Origin of the sequence: Streptomyces sp. NPDC007084, from assembly GCF_040703595.1 — a bacterium.
Lineage (GTDB): Bacteria > Actinomycetota > Actinomycetes > Streptomycetales > Streptomycetaceae > Streptomyces.
Genome location: NZ_JBEYFY010000015.1, coordinates 42,075 through 58,747 on the forward strand (window position 1 = coordinate 42,075; position 16,673 = coordinate 58,747).

Here is a 16,673-nt window from a genome sequence, read left to right on the forward strand (position 1 = left end):
AGGTGTTTACGTGGTGTCGGAGCGTTCGGGAGCGTTGTCTCGGAGGTGCACGTGATGCAGGACGCCGCGCCGCGGCTGAAGAGCCTTGTCGAACAGTTGACGGGAGCGCCGCTCCCCTTGCGCATCCGCGCCTGGGACGGTTCCGAAGCCGGCCCGCCCGACGCCCCCGCCCTCGTGGTGCGCAACCGCCGTGCCCTGCGCCGCCTGCTGTGGAAGCCCGGCGAGCTGGGCCTCGCCCGCGCCTGGGTCTCCGGCGACCTGACCGTGGAGGGCGACCTGTACACCGCCCTGGACCGGATGTCCGGGCTGATCTGGGAGCGCGGCGAGGACGCGCGCGGACTCGGTGAGGCCCTGCGCGACCCGGACGTGCGCGCCGCCGTACGCGGGCTGGTGAAGCTGGCCGGGCCGCCGCTGCCGCCCGCGCCGCCCGCCGAGGAGACCCGCAGGCGCCGCCATCTGCACACCAGGCGCAGCGACAGACGCGCCATCAGCCACCACTACGACGTCGGCAACGACTTCTACGAGATCGTCCTCGGCCCGTCGATGGTCTACTCGTGCGCCTACTGGCGGGACGGCGGCACCCTGGAGGACGCCCAGCGCGACAAGCTCGAACTCGTCGCCCGCAAGCTCGACCTGAAGCCCGGTCAGCGCCTGCTGGACGTCGGCTGCGGCTGGGGTTCGATGGCCATCCACGCGGCCCGCGAGCACGGCGTCTTTGTGGTCGGGGTGACGCTGTCGCAGGAGCAGGCCGCCTACGCCCGCAAGCGGGTCGCCGACGAGGGTCTGACGGACAAGGTGGAGATCCGGGTGCAGGACTACCGGGACGTCACCGACGGGCCCTTCGACGCGATCTCCTCCATCGGCATGGCCGAACACGTCGGCGCCGAGCGCTATCTGGAGTACGCCGAGGTCCTGAACCGGCTGCTCCGGCCGGGCGGACGGCTGCTCAACCACCAGATCGGCCGCCGCCCTCAGCGCGACGAATCGGCATACGCCGTGGACGAGTTCATCGACGCCTATGTCTTCCCCGACGGCGAACTCGCGCCCATCGGCTCGACCGTCACGCAACTGGAGCGGGCCGGGTTCGAGGTGCGGGACGTCGAGTCCCTCCGCGAGCACTACGCGCTCACCCTGCGCCGCTGGGTCGCCAACCTGGAGGCCGACTGGACCCGCGCCGTCCGGCTCACCAGCCCCGGCCGGGCCCGCGTCTGGCGGCTGTACATGGCGGCCAGCGCGCTCGCCTTCGAGCACAACAGCATCGGCGTCAACCAGGTCCTGGCGGTGAAGACCCCCGAGGCGACGGGAGCCTCCGGGATGCCGCTGCGGGCGCGCACCTGGAACTGAGCCGCCCGGAAGGCAGAACCGGGCCGCCTGGAACGCGGAACCGGGCCGGGGGTGAGCCTGTACGGCCAAGGGTGAGGGCCCCGTTCCCGATCGGGAACGGGGCCCTCACCCTCGTAGCAGCCGGGAGAACCGACCGGCGGTCACTCCGACTTGATGGCCGTCAGCGTGTTCAGGCGGGCCGCGCGGCGGGCCGGCCACAGGGCCGCGAGGACGCCGACCGCCGCGGCGAGGAGCAGGAACACCGCCATCCGCCCCCAGGGCAGCACCAGTTCGTACGTCGCCATCCTGCTGCCGAGCAGTTCACCGGCCGCCCAGCCGAAGAACACGCCCAGCCCGATGCCGAGGACACCGCCGAACAGCGAGATGACCAGGGACTCCAGGCGGACCATCCGCTTGACGCCCTTGCGGTCCAGGCCGATCGCGCGGAGCATGCCGATCTCCTGCGAGCGCTCGAAGACCGACATCGCGAGGGTGTTGATGACCCCGAGGACCGCGACGATCACCGCCATCGCGAGCAGCCCGTAGAGCATGTTCAGCATCAGCGTGAACATCCGGGCGATGCTGTCGGAGAGGTCCTGCTTGTCCTGGACCATGATCGCCGGGTTGTCGCCGAGCGCCTTCTCCAGCCGGTTCTTCGCCGCGTCCGAGGCGCCGCCCGCCGTCTTCACCATGACCTGTGTGTCGGACACCCGGCTCTGGTGCGGGGCGAGGGTGGCGTTGTCCAGGATGATCCCCTGGATCAGCTCGTTGCCCTCGTAGACCCCGGAGACGGTCAGGTTCTGACTCCTCCCGTCCTCGTAGGAGACGCGGAAGGCGGAGCCGGCCTTCCAGTGGTGCGAGGCGGCGGTGTCCGCGTCGACCACCACGCGGGGGCCGCCGACCCTGAACGAGCCGTCCTTGACGGTGAGATCGGTGAGCTTGCCGATGGCCGCGCCGTTCACCCCGGTGAGGTACTCGGTCTCCCGGTCGACACGCGAGGGCGCGGTGCGCAGCGGGCTGACGTCGGTGACCGAGCCGACCCCGGAGAGCTTCTTCTCGACGTCGGGGGAGAGCGCGTTGCCGTTCGCCATCGAGACGACGTAGTCCGCGCTGATCGCCGAACCGGCCATCTTGTCGATCGACTTCTGCAGACTGCCCGCCATCACGGTCATGCCGGTGATCAGGGTCAGGCCGATCATCAGCGCCGAGGCGGTGGCCGCCGTACGGCGCGGGTTGCGCACCGAGTTCTGCCGGGCCAGCTTCCCGGAGATCCCGAAGACGCGCAGCACCGGAGCCGCCGCGGCGATCAGCGGACGGGACAGCAGCGGGGTGAGGACGAAGACGCCGATGATGAGCAGGACCGCGCCGAAGCCCATCGGGACCTGGCCGTCCGAGCCGTCCATCCTCGTCGCGGCCATGACGACGGCGACACCGGCCGCCGCGAACAGGGCGCCGATCGTGTTCCGCAGCACCAGGGACTTCGTCGTCGCCTGCGCGTGGACGCTGCTCATCGCGGCGACCGGCGGGATCTTCGCGGCCCGGCGGCCGGGCAGCCAGGCGGCGAGCATCGTGATGAGGACGCCGACCAGCAGCGCGGTGGCGACCGTGCCGGGCGACACCACGAGCGGGCCGTCCGGGACCGTGGCGCCGAACGCGCCCATCAGGGAACGCATCCCGGCGCCGATGCCGATACCCGCGACGAGTCCGGCGACGGCGGCGACCGCGCCGACCACGAACGCCTCGATCAGCACCGACCGGGTGACCTGGCGGCGGGAGGCGCCGACCGCGCGCAGCAGCGCCAGCTCCTTGGTGCGCTGGGCGACCAGCATGGTGAAGGTGTTCGCGATGATGAACGTGCCGACGAACAGGGCGATCCCGGCGAAGACCAGCAGGCCCGTCTTCATCCCGCTCATCGACGCGGAGATCTGCTCGGCCTGGTCGTCAGCGAGCCGCTGCCCGGTCGTCGTGGAGGCGACGTCCTTCGGTACGACGGTGCCGAGCGCGGCGCGCAGCGCGGTCTGGCTGGTGCCCGGGGCGGCCCGGACGTCGATCTCGTCGTAGGAGCCGACCGAGTGGAACAGCTTCTGGGCGGTCGCCGTGTCGAACAGGGCGAGGCTGCCGCCGGCGGCCACGTTGCCGTCGTCGGTGGTGAAGACGCCGGTGAGGACGGGCTTGAGGACCGGCCCGTCCACCGACAGGCGGACGGTGTCGCCGACCCGGTAGCCGGCGCGCTCGGCGGTCCCGGCGTCGAGCGCGACCTCGCCGGCGCCGCGCGGGGCGTGACCGGCCGTCAGCGGGTAGCGGGGGTCCTTGTCGCCCCAGTAGTTGCCGCCCTGCGACTCGAAGCCGCCGCCGATGAGCTTGCCGTCCTTGTCGGCGACGGCGGTGAAGCCGTTGATCACGCCGATCGCGGAGGCGGCCCCCGGCACCCTGGCCGCCTTGTCGAGCAGCGGCCGGGTCAGCTTGGAGGTCTTGCCGACGGTGTCGCCCTCGTCCGCGGCGCTCTTCGGCCGGATGGCGACGTCGACCTGGTCGAAGCCCTTGGCGGAACTCTTCTGGAAGGCGTCCGAGATGGTGTTGGTGAAGACCAGGGTCCCCGACACGAACGCCACGCCGAGCAGCACGGCGAGCACGGTCATCAGGAGCCTGGCCTTGTGCGCGAGCACGGTGCGCAGGGCGGTACGGAACATGGGTTTCTCAGTCCAGGGGGCCGGGGGTGGGGGCGGCGGGCAGGGAAGGGCAGGGGAGGAGAGGGGAGGGCACAGGGGGTGTGCGGGGGCGCCTGGTGACGGCAGAGATGACGGCCGGGAGACGGCCGGGAGACGGCCGAGGTGACGGCCGGGAGACGGCCGAGGTGACGGCCGAGGTGACGGCCGAGGTGACGGCCGGGAGACGGCCGAGGTGACGGCCGAGACGACGAACGGGGCGGCCGGACGGCCGGTCCTCTCCGGGTCAGCTCGTGCGGCCCTTCCCGTCGAACTGCTTCATACGGTCGAGGACCGAGTCGGCGGTCGGCTCGTACACCTCGTCGACGATCCGGCCGTCGGCGAGGAAGACGACGCGGTCCGCGTAGGCGGCGGCCACCGGGTCGTGGGTCACCATCACCACGGTCTGCCCCAACTCCCGTACGGAGTTGCGCAGGAAGCCGAGGACCTCGGCGCCGGAACGCGAGTCGAGGTTTCCGGTCGGCTCGTCGCCGAAGATGATGTCGGGCCGGGAGGCGAGGGCCCGGGCCACGGCGACACGCTGCTGCTGGCCGCCGGAAAGCTCGGACGGCCGGTGACCGAGCCGGTCGGCGAGGCCGATCATCCCGATCACGGTGTCCAGCCACTGCTTGTCGGGCTTGCGGCCCGCGATGTCCATCGGGAGGGTGATGTTCTCCAGGGCGGTCAGCGTCGGCAGCAGGTTGAACGCCTGGAAGATGAAGCCGATCTTGTCCCGGCGCAACTTGGTGAGCTGCTTGTCCTTGAGGGAGCCGAGTTCGGTGTCGCCGATGCGCACCGAGCCCGAGGAGAAGGTGTCCAGGCCCGCCACACAGTGCATCAGCGTGGACTTGCCCGAGCCGGAGGGGCCCATGATCGCGGTGAACTCGGCCTGCCGGAAGCTGACGGAGACCTGGTCGAGGGCGACCACCTGGGTCTCGCCCTGGCCATAGACCTTGGACAGTTCCGTGGCGCGGGCTGCGACGGCGGTGCCGGTGCCGGCGAGGGGGGTGGTGGTCACGGGCGGGTGCTCCTGTCGGGATGACGACGAGACGTGTACGTGCGGTGGTGAGGGACGGATTCCATCGTCCGCGCCGATCCGCGCGCTGTAGTCACCCGCTGTTCCGGTTCCGGAGGCAGACTCCGGTCGCACCGGGAGGGATCGCGTCATACCTGGGGATGACGGAGGTGCCCTGAGGGATCTCCGGGACGGACGTCGCGGCTGCTCAGGCCCGGACGGTGAAATTCCGTCATTCCGTACACGAGGGCCGAGTCCGTCGGAAACGCTGTTGGCAAGTGCTGATGGCCGGTACCGGGTGCTGATGCACCCTCAGACGTCAATAAAATAAGACAACATCGGTCCGCCCGCCCGCTGTTCGGGGGACGGGCCCCGATAGGCTCGGAATCTCGATGCGGAGCCCATGGCCTGCCCGGATGGTGGAATGCAGACACGGCGAGCTTAAACCTCGCTGCCCCTAGCGGGCGTGCCGGTTCAAGTCCGGCTCCGGGCACCACACCGCATATGCGGCCTGAGCAGCTAGAACGGCCGATTCCCCCCATCACTCATTCGGTGATTGGGAACACGGTGGGAACACGGCCTCCCCTAGCGTCCCCCTATGGCATCAGTGCATCCCCGTAAGAACAAGGCCGGCGACGTCACCAGCTACCAGGTGAAATGGCGCCTCGGCGGCGCGCGTGACGGCCTCTGGCAGACGGAACGCTTCAACGACGAGCCCTCCGCGCAGGTCTTCAAGGACGCCGTCGACGAAGCCGATCAGCAGTGGCCACTCGGCTGGGTGAAGGGAAGGGGGTACATCACCGCCGAGCAGGCGGCCCAAGAGGGGGACGAGAAGTTCCGCTTCCGCGCCTACGCCACCGAGAGCATCAGGCAGCGCGCCAAGGGCGAGCAGCGTTACCGGGACGCATCACTCGGCGAACTCGAGAGGTACATTTTCCCCACCTTCGGCAACTGCGACATTCGGTCCACCGAGCACTTCTCGAAGTCCACCGTCGGGGAGTGGCTCCTCCTCATGCAGCGAACCATGGTCTTCCGCGGCTCGAAGCACCGGCCGATGAGCCCCAAGACGATCAAGAACCTCCACGGGCTCCTCTCCAGCATCCTCAAGCAGGCCACCCAGGAGGAGCCGCCCCTGCGCGCCCGCAACCCCTGCGAGCGCAGCAGCCTCCCCAAGGCACGCCTCCCCTCGGAGGGGTCGGAGGACGAGGACGACGAACCCGTCGAAGACATCGAATTCCTCGAGCCCCACGAGGTCGAGGGCATCGTCTCCTGCCTCGGCCGGCCAGAGGACAAGCGGCTCGTCCGGTTCGCCTTCGCCACCGGCCTGCGGTGGGGCGAGCTCACGGCCCTCGCGGCCCGGCACGCGAAGGTCGACGGGCGCGGCAAGACGACGCTCACCGTCACCCGGGCCTGGAAGTGGAACCGCGAGCGCAGCTACTACCTCGGCAGCCCGAAGACGGAGAAGAGCCGGCGCACGATCCGGCTGAGCAGGCTCGCCTGGCGCGACCTCGAAGAGCAGGGCATCGGCGGCCAGAAGTCTGCGCTGATCTTCCACAACGGTCACGGCAAGCGGCTCCCGTACTCGACGTTCTACGACCGCTGGTGTGACGCCGTCCGCCGCGCCCAGGAGGACGGCCTCCTCCCCGACTACAAGGCCCCCACCATCCACGACCTGCGCCACAGCCACGCCGCACTCCTGCTGTCCGAGGGGCGCGGCCTGGACTACGTCAAGCGGCGCCTGGGCCACGAATCCATCGTCACTACGTCCGACCGCTACGGCCACCTCCTGCCCCAGTCCGACGACGACGCCATGGAGATCATCGACGCCAGCCTCGGCCACACCCCCGACGACGACGGCCAGGAGCACGCGGCCGCCGGCGGCCGCGGAGTCGTGTACGTCGCGCAGCTCGGCCACGGGGAAGGGTGGCGCTGCGAGGGATTCTGGACGCGGGACGACGCCGAGCTGGTCGCCGAGCAGTGGGGCCAGGACCGCCGGCAGCCCGCCCGTGTGGAGGCCTGGGCCCAGGAGTGGTGGGTGCGCCAGCACGGCAACGGCCTCAAGGACGTCCGCACGTCCGTCCCGGACCGCGTCCGAATCTTCCAGGCCGGGCCCGCCGCGTACGCCCCCGACGGCACCGTCCTCTACACCGCGGATGGCACCGACGGTCCGGCCGCGAGCTGGGCCTGGGAGTGGGAGGAGCGGTACACGCTGCGCGCGGCCGTCGACCGGGTCCAGTACCGGCCAGGCCAGGAGGCGCTCACCGAAGCGGAGGCCTGGGGCGTGAGCGAGTCGGCCGTACGGGAGGCATTTACCGCCGCCTGCGCGACGGCACTGGGCCAGTGCGCCGGCCACCCTGCGTTGAGTACGGGCGCCGCGGACCGCGAGGGGGTGTAGCCGCGGTGTGGCGCTCCGAACTCTTCCTCGGAGCGCCACACCAAGTGCCATCAAATGCCATGCGCCATATGCCAGTTATCGGCTGATGGGCGTGTCGATTCCCTCCGCCTCATGGTCGCTCTTTCTGCGAAGAGGTGTCACGTCGCCGGAGGCGCACTTGTCCGATGCCGTGCTCAGCGCCCCGTAGTCGCGGGAAGCGTGGAAAAATCCGTAGCCTCGTGAGGTGAACTGGTCCATGGACAACTGCAGTTCGTGGGTGACGAGCTGGTTGTACTCGTCGAGCACCTCGTTCAGCTCCTGGACCACTGCTTCGAGCCGTGCCCGGGTCTGCGCTTTTTCGTCCAGCACCGTGTCGAGCCGTCGTTGGAGGCTGGCCATCCGGATCGCCGCGACGGTCCGCATGCGGTCCGCTGCGATCTCTCGGACTCTCACCCGCTCCTCGCGCTCCGCCATGGTGGCGTCCAGCGCTCTTCGACGGTCGTCCACCTCCTTGAAGTCCGCCTTGATGCGGGCCTCGAGGCATTTTTGGGCGTAGAGGAATACGAGGGCGACGAGACCGAGCCCGCCGGTGGCCAGGAGCCCGGCTCCGGCCGCAGCCAGTTTCCAGGCGTGACGCCAGACACCCTCGGAGAAAACGGCCCCGCCGAAAACACAGCCCCCGACGGCCGATATAGCAAGCCTGTACGCCACGTGCCTTACCCCTTTGCTGAGGCTCCTTGCCGCTCGGCCGCGTCCGCCTCCGCTTGAAGCCGAATTGCCTGCTTGATCGAGGCCAGGAGCATAGGTCGAACCTGGGGGTGCGTCACCCCCAGGCTGTCTGCCGCTTCGTCCGGCGTTGCCGGAACCTTCACCTCCTGGAGGTCGGGCCGGTCGGGCACTTCGTCACGCGACAGGAGTCCGCTCTCGACGAGCAGGTCGGAGACGCGTACCCCGAGCGCGCCGGCATAGCGCTGCATCGCGCCGGGGAGCGGGAGGCTCTTCCCGTCGAGAGCGCGGCTCACCGTACTGACGTCGAGTCCGATGTCATCTGCGAGTCTCTGTCGGCCTCCGGCTCTGGGGCGCACGTCATAGCCGGCCCGGATGGCGGCGTCGGTCAGCAGTGCGCCGAAATTTTTTATCCGGGCGGCGCGCTGGGCCCGGCTCTCTGGGGGGGTCTCTTCAGTGCTCCGCATACTGCGAGAGTAGCGTGCGCGCACACCAGTCGCACTTACTTGCGCGCGCGCAAATCCGCAGGTCAGGTAACCCTCTGGAGTTTCTCCAGGCAGACCCGCCCTCCTGTGCCGCAGCGGCACCGAGGAATCGCTCCATCCCGAACGGCCGTTTCTACTTGCGTGCGCGCGCGCCAGTGGATTAACTTGCGTGCACGCCCACAGGTTGTGTGCGCGCAAGTAAGGAGAAGGGGGTGCGCCATGCCGCTCCTACTGGCCAAGTGGAGGGTGCTCCAGCGAGCCCAAGAGGCTGGTGACGACAGCGTCTACAAGATCAGTCAGCGCACTGGCGTGAGCCAGGCGGCCCTCAGTCGCCTGTTCAAGGGACGCAGCGAGCCGAGCCTGCAAACGCTCTGGACGTTCCGCTACCACTACGGCCTGCCGGTGGACGAGCAGGTCACGGAAGTGGCCGAGCTGCCGAACCCCATGCCGCCCCGCCAGCGCAGGGTGCCCGCAGATCACATCGTTCAACAGCCGACCGGGTCATGACGACACCGGCCGCGCCGTCTGTCGAGGCGCTGATCGCCTACCTCGTCGACAACAGCCTGAGGACCTACTCGATCGCCGAGGTCGCAGACCTCCTCAACTGCAAGCCCCGCTTCATCGAGGACAACCTCAAGAAACTGCCCCACATCAAGGCCGGCAGGTCCATCAGCTTCGATGCCGACCAGGTCCGCCGGATCAAGGCAATGCACAGGGTCAACCCGCTCGACGCGGTGGAGGAGCCCGACGGCCTCAAGGGGCCGCAGCAGCCCGAGGAGCGCGAGGCAGCACCCTCCGCGCGTCACCTCGCCCTGGCGGAGATCCGGCCGGCCGCCGGCCGCCGCCGCGCGAACTGAAAGACGGGGGCCGCCCCCGGCCGGGCCATGGCCAAGAGCAGCCCCTCGCGAGCCCACCACAGTTCATCCACTCATGAACGGAGAAGGCCTTGATCATCGAGGCTAACGGCAGTACCCCTGCCTCCGATACGAGAGAACCGGCTCTCATCGCCCTCGCACGTCAGGGCGACGCGGACGCGTTCGGAGCCCTTTACGCCATGCACCACCGCACGGTGTTCCGCTTCGTCCGCCGCCTCGTCACCAACCAGCACCTGGCCGAGGACATCACCGGGGAGACCTTCCTGAGGGCCTGGGCGAAACTCGAGACGTTCACCTGGCAGGGCCGCAGTATCGCCAGTTGGCTGCTCACCATCGCCCGGAACCAGGTCACCGACCACTTCAAGAGCGCACGGCGCCGCGAATTCGCGGTCGACGACCTCCTGGCGTTCGACGACTCGGACGGCCTGAGCGCTGAGGACGCCGTACTGGCGAGCCTCGACGAAGACCAGGTCCGCACGGCGCTGACGCAGCTACGCCCCGCACAGCGCGAAGTCCTCGTCCAGCGCTTCCTGATGGAGCGCAGCCTCGCGGAGACCGCCCGCGCCATGGACCGCTCCGTCGGCGCCGTGAAAACGATGCAGACGCGAGCCGTGGCATCCATGCGCGGCGAGTTGGGAGTGGCGGCATGACGACGACACCGGAGCACCAGTCCCCGGCCGAGACCGAACTCGCCACCCTCCTCAACGCCGCTGCCAGGACGTTCGTCGCTGAACTGGAGGCGCAGGGCCGCCTGGTAGAAGTCGGCGGCGCCTCCGCGCTCAAGCGCCTGCGGACGCAGGTCGAGGCCCGCCGGAGCCTCCCCGCGGGATATCGGACCGCCGTGGACACCATCGTCGACGACTGCGGCTACCCGAGCGAGGTCGCCGTCCGGATCGCCCGGGCCCTCCAGCGCAAGGGACTCCTGGGCGACGGCGACGACGGCCCCGATCCGCAGCACGACCGAGCGTCCGCCCCGACACCGCTCGCGCCGGCACCACGCGGTTCTTTCGTCGTCCGCCTCCCTGCCCGCGACGCCACACACCGCGAATCTGAACCGGAGCAGCAGGTGGAGGCGCTGGTGCCGCAGCGCGTCAACGGCGCCGTCCCGCAGCTTCGTCCTGCCGCCGCCCACGCCCACACCCCCGAGGACGCCGAGCACGCCCGCGCGGTCACCGTCGCGGCAACCCTGCAGCTCGCCAACTCCTGGCGCTCGGACGTCTCGGAGATCGAGGCGGACGGCGGCCGTGTCACCGTCGCCATCAAGGCCACGAACCTCTCGGACTGGGACCACTGGCTCTCCGAGATCGGCGCGCCGCCGAACGTCCCCACCCGGCCGGCCGGCCACGCACAGATCGCGGCCGGAACGGTCGAGGGCGTCGACGTCCACCTCACCGCCCACGGGGTTCCCGAACTCCTGGGGCAGGCATGCGACGAGGCGCGCGAGGCGTTCTACATGTGGGGCAGGGTCTACGACCTTGGCCGGGGCGTCCTCGACCAGCACGGCCGTGTGTGGGTGTACCTGGGCCAGCGCCAGGACGACGGCATGCCCCTGCTGATCGAGCGCGGCAGCTCCGGCCCCGCGTGCCCGCTGGGCTCCATCGTCATGGCGAGCGGCCCGCTCACGGCCATCGACCTCCCCGCGCACGCCCCCGCCGAGGCCATCGGAGGAGGCGCATGAACCCTGTCACCGACCTCTACCTGGGCTGGGAGACCCTCACCCACGCCGAGCCCTGCCCGGCGCCCGTCTGGGAACCGCAGCTCCGTATCGACCAGGGGCGGCGCGGACGTCTCCTCTCCCGCGACCTGGAGCACACCTGCCAGGCCGAGGAGTGCGAGCACGGCATTTTCTTCACCCGGTTCACCGTCCGGCTCGTCTGCCGGGCCTGCGGCGCGGTCCACTCCGTCAGCGGTGAGGACGTCGGGACCTCTCGGACCAGCACCACCGCCATCGGCTACGGCCTCCCGCCCCAGGAGCACGAGGGACTGTGGCTGTGGCCCGGGGAGCAGGTGCTCCTCGACGCCGGGGGCGGAACCCGCGACTGGCTCATCACCCGCGTCCCCGTCGCGCCCGTCAGGGTCCAGGACATCGCCGGACTGATCTGCCGCCACCGCACCGCCGGCGGGCACCTCCGCTGGCAGGCCAACGCCGTCCCCGACCACACCGGCCCCTACGGCGACCAGCAGCTCCGCTGGGCCCGTCGCGAATCCGACCACCGCACCGTGGAAATCGCCGCCGAGTGGGTCGCCGCCCAGTACAAGCCCCGGAACGTCGAGGTGATCGTATGAATCTCCGCGAACTGGCCGTTACGTCGTACACCGAGTACCAAGGCAGCTCCAAGGAACGGGAGGACGAGGCGCGCGAGGCGTTCGAGAAGTCCCGCGACGAATTCCTTGACAGCGTCCGCCGCAGCGCGCGCGACGCGCTGTGCCCGGACGCCGGGACGCTCGACTGGCGCTACACGTCCGCCTCGAACCTGCCGGACAACACCGAGGAGGCCACGGCGCTCATCGACCCCGGCAGCCCCGACTTCCTGCGCTACCGGTTCGACTACGCCGCCGGCAAGACCGCCGGTTTCGAGCTCGTCCGGCCCTGCCGCCACTGCGGTCAGGCCCGCGTCGACCCCGTGAGCGGCCTCCTCGCCCTTGGCGCGCTCCTCGCCGCCGAACCCGAGGAGCCGCGCACGTGAGGGGGACCGTGCTGGATTCCTACCTCGGCTGGCGCGACCTCGCGCACGCCAGGGACTGCCGGAAGCCGTCCTGGGAAGCCCAGGTGCAGGTGGACGACTCGCGCGAGCTGACCACCGTGCGCCTCGTCTGCCGAGCGTGCGGCGGCGCGCACGTCCTGGCCGGCCAGTTGACCCAGGAGTGGTCCACCCGCATCCAGACCATCGGCTACGGCCTCCCGCCGCGCAGGGTCGCCGGGGTGCTGCTGTGGCCGGGCCAGCCGTTCTGGTCGTTCGGTCGGCAGGCCCCCGGGCACCCGCATCCGCACGATCTCCTCGTCACGCGGCTCGGAGTCGAGCGCGTAACGGACGACGCCGTCGTCGGCGCGATCTACCTCATGCGCGGAAAGCTCGGCGGGACCGTCTGGGCCGCCAGCGCCCTCCCTGACCCGGATGGCACGTTCGCTCCCGGCAACCTGCGGTGGCGGTACACCCGTGAGCGCCTCAGGTCCGTCGGCGCTGCGGCCAAGTGGATCGGGGAACGCCTCGCCGAAACCGAGGGTGGTGACCGCTGATGCCGCCCCGCACCCAGCGGCCTCGCCTCCCTGAGGTCAGCGAGGCACAGAAAAAGGCCAAGCAGATGTGGAACGGCGGTCTCACCGGCACGAGCCGCAAGCCTGTGCCGACGGCCGCCGTCCAGGCCTGCTCGGTGGAGGCATGCGGCCTCCCGGCAACATCCCGCCGGCCCCCGGCCGCCGGGATGGTCCGAGTCCGCGGCGCCGCCGACGGAGCAGCCGCGCACTGGTACTGCCCCGGCCGCTGTGCCGCCATCGCCAACGCCCGCGCCGATCTTCGTACGGGAGGACACCGATGAGCCCCGCGCACCGCAGACTCACCCAGGCCGAACTCTGGGCCGAAGCAACTGCCCGTTTCGGTAATGACCCCCTCAAGTGGCGCTTCCGGTGCCCAAGTTGCGGCGACGTTGCCAGCGGCGCCGACTTCAAAAAGGTCCTGGACGACAGCCCCAGCACACACGCGCCGACGCGACGCGGACGCCCGGTCATCTGGTCGGACGTGCTCGGTCGCGAGTGCATCGGCCGTCACCTCGGCGCCCTCGGCAGCGGGATTGCGAGCCGAGGCTGCGGCTGGGCCGCGTACGGACTGATCGCCGGGCCCTGGTTCGTCGAACTGCCCGACACCGAGAGGGCGGCGCCGTCCTTTGCCCTCGCACCCGCTCCGGCCACGGTTCCCGCCGTGACCGGTGGGGCGGAGGTCGACGGGAGTGACCCCGCGTGACCCTCCTGCTCGCGGCACTCGCCGCGATCGTGACGGCCGCCGTCGCGGTCCTGACGGGTGTTGCCCTGCGCCGGTTGAGTGCAACTGATCCGTACGGCGCGGACGGTCAGGACCCGGAAGTCACCGACCCCGACGCCCAACTCGCGGAGTCCGTCGCCCGTCACCCCGCCTCCCGACCTGCTCCCGGCCTCAGCCGGGGGCAGGTCCCCGGCGGCGCCTTCGTTCCGGGCCAGCGCAGGCACCGGAGGCTGCCGTGACCGGTCGTCCCACTTTCCGCACGGAGGACATCCGGTTCCGCACGGAGGACATCCGGCCCCTTCTCCAGGCCGGCCTGTCCGACAGCGAGATCGGCCGCCGCCTCGTCCACCGCCGGGAGGCAGTCGCCCTCGTCCGCGAGGCGCTTGGCTTCCCACCGGCCCGGCGCGATCGCGGGGCCGAGCCGCCGCCGCGGAAGTTCGGCCGGTACACCCGCTCCGTGGAAGGAGGACACATGCAGTGGGTCGGGGACCGAACGCAGGACCTCGCCCCCGCCCATCTCGGCGATGAGGTGGACCGGGACCGGATGCGCTGCGAGGCGCCTCAACTCGACGCCGCTGGTGCCCTCCTCGGAGTCCGCAGCGCCATTGCACGCGGCGCCCTCGCGGCCAGCGACGCCGGGCCGACCGGGCGGCCGAGACCGTGGGAACGACATCGTGACAGGCCGCCCCGGTTATGACAGACCGGACCAGCCGTCCTACGGCCACTGGATAGGCCCCGAGCGTAGGCACTGCCTCCCCGGCCTGCGACGTCCGCTCCACACCCCGGCCGCTCTGGCCGGGGCTCGGGAGCCGCAGCCCGGACCACGCACCCCCGCCGGCGCATGGACGACCCCCTCACCCCAGTCGGCATCCGCGCTCATCGACGAGCGGGCGATCGCCTCCGACACGTCGCGCCTTCCCCCACACGTACGGGGCCGCCCAGGCCGCTCAACGCCCACAGCGTGAGTAGCTCGCCCCTCTCAGATCGGAGCCACTGTGTCCGCCTCACGCAGTCACCAGGAGCGCGCTGGAAGCGCCCCTGAACACGTGCAGGCTCCCCGCACAGCGTGGATGAACCGGTTGCGCGACGAGACGCTCCGGATGCGCCGGCCCGAGATCTCTCAGATCGTCCACGTCGGCTGGATCATCGCCTCGTACGCGAACGCCGACGGGACGAACGCGTGCCCCGGCACCGACACCATCGCGGGTATCGCCGGCTGCTCCGAGGAGACGGTGTCCCGCAGCAAGAAGGTGTTGAGGGCCCTGGGCGTTCTGCACGAGCAGCGTCGCCCGAACAACTCCAGCATGTACACGCTCCTCACGATCACCGCGCAGCGGCTCGACTGGGCAGCGCACCTGCACCTCTACACGGATACGCGGCAGTCGCGGCGGAAGAAGCGGCTCAAGGAGAAGGAGATCCAGGAGCTCCTGGACGCGGACGCGCAGGAGGCCGCCTCGGAACCCGACGCGGAACGGGGTCCGGAACCCGACGCAGAACGGGGTCCGGAACCCGACGCAGAACGGGGTCCGGGGGTCCGGAACCCGTTCCCTGCCGGGGGTCCGGAACCCGTTCCCGCCGGGGGAACCGAAACCCCCGGAACCCGTTCCGGAACGGGTGCGGAGCCCGACGCAGAACGGGTTCCGGAACCCGTTCCCGCCGGGGGCCTACAAAGTGATCCCTACTTCGTAGGGGACAAAGGGCCTGACCACGACGAACTTGATGCCGGAGCTCAGCCACAGGACGCGAGCGCGCACGAGGCCGGAAAAGACAGTCAGCCGGGCTCGGGTGAGGCAGGACCCGCCCTGCGGAGCGTGCCCCCCGCTCGCGGCCGCCAGCGGCCCGCCCGCAGCGGAACGCCCGCGCAGCCGCCCTTGCTGCTGTCTGTCCCCGGTTCCGGGCCCGACGTCCCGATCGAGGCTCCGCCGGCCTCCACGGCACCCGAACTGACCCGGGAGCAGAAGGCCCGGCTGCGGGACGGCGCGACGGACGACGAGATCCAGGCCGCCATCGCCGCCTACGGCCGCGCGACGGCGATCGACCTCTACGGCCATGTCCTGGTGCTGCCGCACCTCAACGACACCTCCCAGACCGGCTCTTGAACGGAGCACCGCCATGAACCGAACTGCCATCAGCGACCTCGGCCGTGCCCTGCGCCTGCTCGGCCAGTACGGCGACGACCTCTCGCAGGCGAGCGCGACACCGGAGACGCTCGAGCAGATCCGCAACGACCTGATCAAGGCGCGCGGCCTGCTCGACACCGTGGCGCAGCCCGCTCCCACCACCAAGTGCAGCGAGCACCCGCAAGGGCCGACGGAGCCCGGCACAGACGGCGAGTGCCTGCTGTGCGGCATCCGTTCCACCCGGGCCTCACGCGCTGACAGCGACGACGTCTCACGCAGCACCGTCGCCGGCGTCATCAACCAGCTCGGTACCGACGCCGCGCTGCGCATGTACGGCCCGAGGGCGGTCGCCGCCGCCACCGTCACCGCCCGCCGCACGAGCCACCTCAACCCAGGAGTCCGGCCGGAGGCGGCAGATGCCTGACCACGTCCCGGCCCCGCGCCGGCCCATGACCCGCGCTGAGGCGCGCCACCCCGAGGTCGCCGTCCGGTGCCGACACTGCCACGCCCAGGCCGGCAGTGACTGCACCAACCAGCGGGCAACCGCGTCGATGACCGAGCCGCACCGGGGCCGACGCGACGACTGGACGGCCGCGACCGTCGGCTGCACAGACTGCGGCGCTCCCGTCGGAACGCCGTGCTTCCCCGCCAACCCGGTGATCCCGCTCCCCGGCCCCCACCGAGCGCGAACGGAGGCCGCGGACGTCCTCTACGCGCAGGCCCTCGAGGCCGCCTCACGAGACGTGCCCAGGAGGAAGCGGTGACCGCCCGCTGCCCGGACTGCAACGCGGAGATCCTCTGGACGCGCACCCAGCCAGGCGCAACGACCGCCGGGGGCAAACGGATGGCCGTCAACCCGAACCCCGACCCCGCCGGCAACACGGCCGTGCGCAGGGACGGCACCGGTACCTGGATCTCGCGCCGCGTGACCAAGGAACTGCCGCTGTGGGGCCCCGAACGGCTCCACATGCCGCACCAGGCCACCTGCCGGGCCCAGCAGAACCAGCTCCCGCTCGACCTCCCCGCCGGCGTCGTCCGGCTCGACGACCGCCGCCGCAACCGTCGGCCCTGAC

Annotated in this window: 18 protein-coding genes and 1 tRNA gene; 15 read left to right on the forward strand and 4 right to left on the reverse strand. The window is 70.8% G+C overall.

The genetic code is table 11. The features are described from left to right. Positions 1-54 precede the first annotated feature (54 nt). Positions 55-1,344, forward strand: coding sequence for a cyclopropane-fatty-acyl-phospholipid synthase family protein (locus AB0912_RS15280; protein WP_366699636.1), 1,290 nt, complete (start codon positions 55-57; stop codon positions 1,342-1,344). Between the two features lie 140 nt (positions 1,345-1,484). On the opposite strand, the gene AB0912_RS15285 is transcribed toward AB0912_RS15280, so the two are convergent. Together AB0912_RS15285 and AB0912_RS15290 are read right to left on the reverse strand one after the other, a co-directional pair. Further along, on the reverse strand, positions 1,485-4,013 hold the full coding sequence (locus AB0912_RS15285) for an ABC transporter permease (protein WP_366699638.1): 2,529 nt from the start codon (positions 4,011-4,013) through the stop codon (positions 1,485-1,487). 262 nt (positions 4,014-4,275) lie between these two features. Next, positions 4,276-5,046 carry an ABC transporter ATP-binding protein gene (locus tag AB0912_RS15290; RefSeq protein WP_366699640.1) on the reverse strand — a complete coding sequence of 257 codons (771 nt, stop codon included), beginning with the start codon at positions 5,044-5,046 and terminating at the stop codon, positions 4,276-4,278. A 407-nt stretch (positions 5,047-5,453) separates the two neighbouring features. On the opposite strand from AB0912_RS15290, the gene AB0912_RS15295 reads away from it, so the two are divergent. Together AB0912_RS15295 and AB0912_RS15300 are read left to right on the forward strand one after the other, a co-directional pair. Next, a tRNA-Leu gene (locus AB0912_RS15295) sits at positions 5,454-5,539 on the forward strand. Between the two features lie 102 nt (positions 5,540-5,641). After that, positions 5,642-7,438 (forward strand): site-specific integrase, encoded by a 1,797-nt coding sequence (locus AB0912_RS15300; RefSeq protein WP_366699642.1) that lies wholly within the window; start codon positions 5,642-5,644, stop codon positions 7,436-7,438. Between the two features lie 75 nt (positions 7,439-7,513). On the opposite strand, the gene AB0912_RS15305 is transcribed toward AB0912_RS15300, so the two are convergent. Both AB0912_RS15305 and AB0912_RS15310 read right to left on the reverse strand, forming a co-directional pair. Beyond that, positions 7,514-8,128: a hypothetical protein gene (locus AB0912_RS15305; RefSeq protein WP_366699644.1), complete on the reverse strand. Its 615-nt coding sequence runs from the start codon at positions 8,126-8,128 to the stop codon at positions 7,514-7,516. 5 nt (positions 8,129-8,133) lie between these two features. Next, entirely contained in the window at positions 8,134-8,610 is a 477-nt protein-coding gene (locus AB0912_RS15310; protein WP_366699646.1) for a helix-turn-helix transcriptional regulator, read from the reverse strand. Positions 8,611-8,847: 237 nt separating this feature from the next. On the opposite strand from AB0912_RS15310, the gene AB0912_RS15315 reads away from it, so the two are divergent. From AB0912_RS15315 to AB0912_RS15370, 12 genes are all read left to right on the forward strand, one after another. Continuing rightward, entirely contained in the window at positions 8,848-9,135 is a 288-nt protein-coding gene (locus AB0912_RS15315; protein ID WP_366699648.1) for a helix-turn-helix transcriptional regulator, read from the forward strand. Further along, positions 9,132-9,485, forward strand: coding sequence for a hypothetical protein (locus AB0912_RS15320; RefSeq protein ID WP_366699650.1), 354 nt, complete (start codon positions 9,132-9,134; stop codon positions 9,483-9,485). The genes AB0912_RS15315 and AB0912_RS15320 overlap by 4 nt, the downstream gene beginning before the upstream one ends. An 89-nt stretch (positions 9,486-9,574) precedes the next feature. Then, positions 9,575-10,153, forward strand: a complete 579-nt coding sequence (locus AB0912_RS15325) for a sigma-70 family RNA polymerase sigma factor (RefSeq protein ID WP_366699652.1) — start codon at positions 9,575-9,577, stop codon at positions 10,151-10,153. After that, complete coding sequence (locus tag AB0912_RS15330) at positions 10,150-11,181, forward strand: BN159_2729 family protein (RefSeq protein WP_366699654.1); 1,032 nt, start codon at positions 10,150-10,152, stop codon at positions 11,179-11,181. Before AB0912_RS15325 ends, AB0912_RS15330 begins: the two co-directional genes overlap by 4 nt. Next, positions 11,178-11,789, forward strand: a complete 612-nt coding sequence (locus AB0912_RS15335; RefSeq protein WP_366699656.1) for a hypothetical protein — start codon at positions 11,178-11,180, stop codon at positions 11,787-11,789. Before AB0912_RS15330 ends, AB0912_RS15335 begins: the two co-directional genes overlap by 4 nt. Next, positions 11,786-12,190: a hypothetical protein gene (locus tag AB0912_RS15340; RefSeq protein WP_366699658.1), complete on the forward strand. Its 405-nt coding sequence runs from the start codon at positions 11,786-11,788 to the stop codon at positions 12,188-12,190. Before AB0912_RS15335 ends, AB0912_RS15340 begins: the two co-directional genes overlap by 4 nt. Beyond that, positions 12,187-12,741 (forward strand): hypothetical protein, encoded by a 555-nt coding sequence (locus AB0912_RS15345; RefSeq protein ID WP_366699660.1) that lies wholly within the window; start codon positions 12,187-12,189, stop codon positions 12,739-12,741. The genes AB0912_RS15340 and AB0912_RS15345 overlap by 4 nt, the downstream gene beginning before the upstream one ends. A 295-nt stretch (positions 12,742-13,036) precedes the next feature. Beyond that, on the forward strand, positions 13,037-13,462 hold the full coding sequence (locus tag AB0912_RS15350) for a VVA0879 family protein (protein WP_366699662.1): 426 nt from the start codon (positions 13,037-13,039) through the stop codon (positions 13,460-13,462). Further along, positions 13,459-13,719, forward strand: coding sequence for a hypothetical protein (locus AB0912_RS15355; RefSeq protein ID WP_366699664.1), 261 nt, complete (start codon positions 13,459-13,461; stop codon positions 13,717-13,719). The genes AB0912_RS15350 and AB0912_RS15355 overlap by 4 nt, the downstream gene beginning before the upstream one ends. A gap of 831 nt (positions 13,720-14,550) precedes the next feature. Continuing rightward, on the forward strand, positions 14,551-15,579 hold the full coding sequence (locus tag AB0912_RS15360) for a helix-turn-helix domain-containing protein (RefSeq protein WP_366699666.1): 1,029 nt from the start codon (positions 14,551-14,553) through the stop codon (positions 15,577-15,579). A 13-nt stretch (positions 15,580-15,592) separates the two neighbouring features. Beyond that, the gene (locus tag AB0912_RS15365; protein ID WP_366699668.1) at positions 15,593-16,024 is read left to right on the forward strand and encodes a hypothetical protein; all 432 of its coding nucleotides are present in this window, start codon (positions 15,593-15,595) and stop codon (positions 16,022-16,024) included. A 336-nt stretch (positions 16,025-16,360) separates the two neighbouring features. Beyond that, entirely contained in the window at positions 16,361-16,672 is a 312-nt protein-coding gene (locus tag AB0912_RS15370) for a hypothetical protein (protein WP_366699670.1), read from the forward strand. Position 16,673: the final 1 nt, after the last annotated feature.

Excerpts from the sequence above, each read along its gene's own strand:
- AB0912_RS15280 (WP_366699636.1), top strand. The coding sequence starts at position 55 with ATGCAGGACGCCGCGCCGCGGCTGAAGAGCCTTGTCGAACAGTTGACG.
- AB0912_RS15285 (WP_366699638.1), bottom strand. The coding sequence starts at position 4,013 with ATGTTCCGTACCGCCCTGCGCACCGTGCTCGCGCACAAGGCCAGGCTC.
- AB0912_RS15300 (WP_366699642.1), top strand. The coding sequence starts at position 5,642 with ATGGCATCAGTGCATCCCCGTAAGAACAAGGCCGGCGACGTCACCAGC.
- AB0912_RS15310 (WP_366699646.1), bottom strand. The coding sequence starts at position 8,610 with ATGCGGAGCACTGAAGAGACCCCCCCAGAGAGCCGGGCCCAGCGCGCC.
- AB0912_RS15315 (WP_366699648.1), top strand. The coding sequence starts at position 8,848 with ATGCCGCTCCTACTGGCCAAGTGGAGGGTGCTCCAGCGAGCCCAAGAG.
- AB0912_RS15320 (WP_366699650.1), top strand. The coding sequence starts at position 9,132 with ATGACGACACCGGCCGCGCCGTCTGTCGAGGCGCTGATCGCCTACCTC.
- AB0912_RS15330 (WP_366699654.1), top strand. The coding sequence starts at position 10,150 with ATGACGACGACACCGGAGCACCAGTCCCCGGCCGAGACCGAACTCGCC.
- AB0912_RS15335 (WP_366699656.1), top strand. The coding sequence starts at position 11,178 with ATGAACCCTGTCACCGACCTCTACCTGGGCTGGGAGACCCTCACCCAC.
- AB0912_RS15340 (WP_366699658.1), top strand. The coding sequence starts at position 11,786 with ATGAATCTCCGCGAACTGGCCGTTACGTCGTACACCGAGTACCAAGGC.
- AB0912_RS15350 (WP_366699662.1), top strand. The coding sequence starts at position 13,037 with ATGAGCCCCGCGCACCGCAGACTCACCCAGGCCGAACTCTGGGCCGAA.
- AB0912_RS15360 (WP_366699666.1), top strand. The coding sequence starts at position 14,551 with ATGAACCGGTTGCGCGACGAGACGCTCCGGATGCGCCGGCCCGAGATC.
- AB0912_RS15365 (WP_366699668.1), top strand. The coding sequence starts at position 15,593 with ATGAACCGAACTGCCATCAGCGACCTCGGCCGTGCCCTGCGCCTGCTC.